Source organism: Lentibacillus sp. (assembly GCF_035301925.1).
Taxonomy (GTDB): Bacteria; Bacillota; Bacilli; order Bacillales; family Amphibacillaceae; genus Lentibacillus.
The window spans coordinates 1-4,683 of the sequence record NZ_DATGTI010000176.1; the positions used below are offsets into that span (position 1 = coordinate 1).

At 45.8% G+C, this 4,683-nt stretch carries 5 protein-coding genes; all 5 read left to right on the forward strand.

Annotated elements, in window-relative coordinates; genetic code table 11:
• Positions 1-715: 715 nt before the first annotated feature.
• Entirely contained in the window at positions 716-1,486 is a 771-nt protein-coding gene (locus VK080_RS14355; RefSeq protein WP_324225458.1) for a YveK family protein, read from the forward strand.
• Positions 1,458-2,156: a CpsD/CapB family tyrosine-protein kinase gene (locus VK080_RS14360; RefSeq protein ID WP_324225459.1), complete on the forward strand. Its 699-nt coding sequence runs from the start codon at positions 1,458-1,460 to the stop codon at positions 2,154-2,156. The genes VK080_RS14355 and VK080_RS14360 overlap by 29 nt, the downstream gene beginning before the upstream one ends.
• Before the next feature lie 190 nt (positions 2,157-2,346).
• On the forward strand, positions 2,347-3,117 hold the full coding sequence (locus VK080_RS14365) for a tyrosine-protein phosphatase (RefSeq protein ID WP_324225460.1): 771 nt from the start codon (positions 2,347-2,349) through the stop codon (positions 3,115-3,117).
• A gap of 81 nt (positions 3,118-3,198) precedes the next feature.
• Positions 3,199-3,966 carry a tyrosine-protein phosphatase gene (locus VK080_RS14370; RefSeq protein ID WP_324225461.1) on the forward strand — a complete coding sequence of 256 codons (768 nt, stop codon included), beginning with the start codon at positions 3,199-3,201 and terminating at the stop codon, positions 3,964-3,966.
• 79 nt (positions 3,967-4,045) lie between these two features.
• A partial coding sequence (locus VK080_RS14375) for a response regulator transcription factor (RefSeq protein ID WP_324225462.1) occupies positions 4,046-4,683 on the forward strand: 638 nt, incomplete at its 3' end.

Below are 4,683 nucleotides of genomic sequence, written 5' to 3' on the forward strand. Positions count from 1 at the left end.
GAAAATTGCCGAAGCGATGAAAGCACTTGCAGTTACCGACATAAAAATTTTCTTATTGGCCAAAGAAAGATCCTCCTTCTAAGTTTCGTGTTGAAATATGTCTCATATTATACATGAAGGCTTAAAAGTTTAATAGATTCCTGCCACATTTGTAATCAACTTGTGGTGATTATGTAATATTTTGTAACATTATGCAGTGTAGGAAAGAAATGGATAAATATCATGCGGAAAATTGGGAGTCGAGCGATAAAGCATGGGGGGCGTGAACTCTCGATGGCTGAGAAAATGGAGACATGTTCCCGAGTCCGGCGTTTATGGGCGCGAGGAACAAAACATGGGCGCGAAAACGAATTTATGGGCTCGAATTCCCGAACATGTTCCCCAAATCAAAAGCATAGGCCCGTGGATGGAAACATGTACCGGAAAATAGAAGCATGGGCGTGAAATCAAAAATATGTTCTCGTGCACTCTTCCGAGCCCTCAATCATGGGTGTTGACACGCTAACATGTGCACCAGCCGCAAATCATGCACACCTAAAATCCACCCAAAGCCAGAGCCTGCACGACCCTAGACCCACCCTCTCTCAACCTAATCCAAAAAAACTATCACGATTTGCCAAGATGTATGTTATAATTTCGTTTATGATGCCGAAATCATATAATAGATTATCAGACGACAACAGTATAGAACGTCGAAACAGGAGGTAAACAACAAATGGAAGAAACGATATCCCTCAAAGAGATTTTTGAGGTCATCAAGAAGCGGATTCTGCTCATCATCAGCCTGATCGTGGGTGCGGCCCTCATTGCAGCGGTGGCCAGTTATTTCGTACTGACACCGAAATATGAATCCAGCTCCATGTTTGTGGTGAACCAGAAGCAGCAGGAAGATCAATCGTCTGAATTCACGCAAAGTGACATTCAGGCTAATGTCAAACTGATTAATACGTATAATGTTATTATCAAAAGTCCGGCCATTCTGGAACAGGTGATAGATGAACTCGGTTTGAATTATTCGGTCGGTCAGCTGGAAAGCAGCCTTAACGTCTCGAGTGCCGAGAATTCACAGGTCGTGACCGTAACGGCAACCAATTCGGATCCCGCGCTTGCGACGAAAATTGCCAATACGACGGTGCAAATTTTTCAACAGGAGATCCCGGATATCCTGAGCGTCGATAACGTCTCAATCCTGTCCGAAGCAGAAATGAACGGGAACCCATCTCCCGTCAGCCCGAAACCAATGCTGAATATCGCCATCGCGATTGTGCTTGGTGGCATGATTGGCGTCGGGCTTGCGTTTCTGCTTGAGTATCTTGATAACACGATCAAAACCGAAAAAGATATCGAGGATAAACTCGGTGTTCCGGTGCTTGGTGTCATCTCGCACGTATCAGATGATGATATTCAAGTAAACCAATTCCAGTCACGGAAACAAACGAGAAGCAGAGGTGAAATGCATGGCACGCAAGAAGAAAAAGTCAACTAAGAACAGTAAGATGCGGCACCTGATTACCAACTTGAATCCGCGTTCGCCGGTATCCGAACAGTACCGGACCGTCCGTACCAATATCCAGTTCTCATCAGTGGATAATCTGCTGCAGGCCATACTCGTGACCTCTGCCGGTCCTGGGGATGGCAAATCGATGACAACAGCAAACCTGGCTGTGGTTTATGCCCAGCAGGGGAAACGCGTACTCTTAATTGATGCAGATATGCGCAAGCCGACGATGCATTATACTTTCCGCCTTGACAACTTGAAAGGGCTGAGCAATGTGCTGGTCGGTGAATCACCTCTCACGGAGACGATTGCACCGAGTGACGTCGACAACCTTGATGTCCTCTCATGCGGTCCGATTCCGCCGAACCCGTCAGAGCTACTGGCATCGGAAAAAATGGCACGGACCATCGAGGAAGCCCGCAATATCTATGATGTTATCCTGTTTGATACGCCACCGGTCCTGGCTGTAACGGATGCGCAAGTTCTTGCCAACTTGTGTGACGGGTCACTCCTTGTCGCCCGCAGCAAACAAACTGAATACGAAGCAGCCCAAAATGCCATTCAGGCACTTCAGGCCGGTAATACTAAAATCCTGGGCACCATCCTGAACGACATGACGAAAAAAGAATCGAATTACTATTACTATTACGGCAGTTAACGGACAGCGGCTCTCCCTCTCTAAACAGGGAGAGTCGCTTTTTGTCGGAAATTGTAAAAATCATCCAAAACTATGACTTTTTGACAAATAGGGTGACTTTAAAATGACTTTTAATTGTTTCAAAGACTCATTCTCTCTGCTATAATTATGGTGGGTAAAAAGTCCTAATTATTAAAAGGGGAATGCGAGTATGATAGATATACACTGTCACATTTTGCCTGGGGTTGATGACGGATCCAAGACCTTGGCGGAAAGCATGGCGATGGCCAAGGAAGCAGCCAAACAGGGGGTTTCCAGAATCGTTGCCACACCGCATCATAACAATGGGCAATACGAAAATAACGGACAAGACATATTTGAAGCTGTTCATCAATTAAATGCGCAGCTGAAAGATGAAGGTATTCCGGTTGAAGTTTTCCCCGGTCAGGAGCCGAGGGCCAGTGGAGATATGCTCGCTGATCTGGAAAGCGGCGATGTGGTTGCACTAAACTGCAACAGCGGCTATGTTCTGATTGGATTCCCATCGTCCCATGTACCAGCGTACACGACTCAGCTGCTATTTGACATGCAGATTGCCGGGTACAAGCCGATTGTTGTTCAGCCGGAACGTAATCAGGAATTAATGGAAAACCCGGATAAGCTGTATCGGCTGGTCAAGAATGGCGCGCTGACACAGGTAACGGCTGGCAATCTGATTGGCAAAGCTGGAAAAAAGATAGAGCGGTTTGCCAATCAAATGGTCGAAGCCAATTTAGCTCATTTCATGGCATCTAACGCACACAGTGTTAAAAAGCGCGTGTTTTACATGCGGGAGGCGCTTAATTATCTGAAAAAGAATTATGGCGAGACATTAGCCAATCAGTTTACGGAAAACAGCGAACTGCTTCTATTAGGACAAACGATCATTCAAGAACCGCCTGAACGCATCAGACCCAAGAAAAAGTGGCTGATATTCGGCTGAACGGTTGGATAACGACGCTTCCTTTGCTAGAATGAGGATACATGACACGTAATACTAATGAACCAGCCGGGAAGTGACGACATGATTGATATCCATTGCCATATTTTGCCGGGGATTGACGACGGCGCGCAAACAATTAATGATACGCTGGACATGGCTAAAGCAGCCGTCGACCAGGGTATTCATCATATTGTGGCCACACCGCATCACCGCAATGGCAAATATGACAATATCAAAACGGACATTCTGAAATACACCAGTATTCTGAATGATAAACTGGCGGAGGAAGACATTCAGCTTACGATTCTCCCGGGCCAGGAAACCCGTATCAACGGTGATATGGTTGAAGGTCTGGAACAGGGCGAGATTCTGCCAATCAATGAAAATACCAAATATGTCTTTGTCGAATTTCCGTCGGGGCATATACCGCGATATGCTAAACAGCTATTGTTTGATATACAACTCAAGGGGTATATGCCTGTTATTGTGCACCCGGAGCGAAACAAGGAGATCATGGAGGATCCGGATAAGCTGTATCGCATGGTTGAAAAAGGTGTGCTGTCACAAGTGACGGCTTCAAGTGTGTGTGGAAAGTTCGGCAAAAAAATCCAGAAGTTCTCTCATCAGCTGATTGAGACGAACCTGACACACTTTATCGCATCTGACGCCCATAACACCTCAACACGCGGTTTTTATTTGAAGGATGCCTATGATGAGCTGCACAAAGCGCACGGGAACGAGACGTTTTACCTTTTCCGGGAAAATCCCAATTTAATGATTGATGGCAAAATGGTCAACCATCTGCCGCCCGAGCAAATCAAAAAGAAATCGATCTTCGGTTTATTTTAGGTGTGCATTTATTTGTATAGCCGACCTACTATTATTGATAGTAAGACTTACGATCCACAGCCCAGTAGGTGATGATGCTTTGATAAACGTAATGCTCGTCGATGATCATCGGTTATTCCGTGAGGGAGTCGAGGCCCTAATCAACCACAGAGATGACATCGAAGTAATTGCCATGGCAGATAATGGCGAACAGGCCAAAGCACTATTAGAAACAAAAAAGCCCGATGTCGTGCTGATGGATATTCATATGCCTGAACTGGACGGGATTAGAGCAACTGCCTATATTAAAGAAAATCACCCGGATGTGAAAGTTGTGATGTTGACGACCGCGAAAGATGAGGAGCTGGTTATTCGGGCCATCCAAGTCGGAGCGGACGGATTCTTGCTGAAAGATCTGTATCCGGAAAAACTGATTCAGTCGATTAAGGATGCAGTTATCGGCCAACATGTGTTATCAGGCGATGTTGCCAGCCTCCTGGTTAACCGCATCAGGGAACTGACACTTGATAAGAAGCAGGCTTTAGGCAAACGGCTTGGTAATCAGGGGATCCGTTTCACTAACCGGGAGCTCGATATCGCCTATTTGATTCTCAATGGCAATTCAAACAAGAAAATCGCAAACCACTTATTTCTCGGGCAGGGGACTGTCAAAAATTACATCAGTGAGATATACAGGAAATTGGATATCCATAATCGCAGGCAGGCGGTAGACTATTT

Coding starts and splice junctions, on each gene's coding strand:
- VK080_RS14360 (WP_324225459.1), top strand. CDS start 1,458: ATGGCACGCAAGAAGAAAAAGTCAACTAAGAACAGTAAGATGCGGCAC.
- VK080_RS14365 (WP_324225460.1), top strand. CDS start 2,347: ATGATAGATATACACTGTCACATTTTGCCTGGGGTTGATGACGGATCC.
- VK080_RS14355 (WP_324225458.1), top strand. CDS start 716: ATGGAAGAAACGATATCCCTCAAAGAGATTTTTGAGGTCATCAAGAAG.
- VK080_RS14370 (WP_324225461.1), top strand. CDS start 3,199: ATGATTGATATCCATTGCCATATTTTGCCGGGGATTGACGACGGCGCG.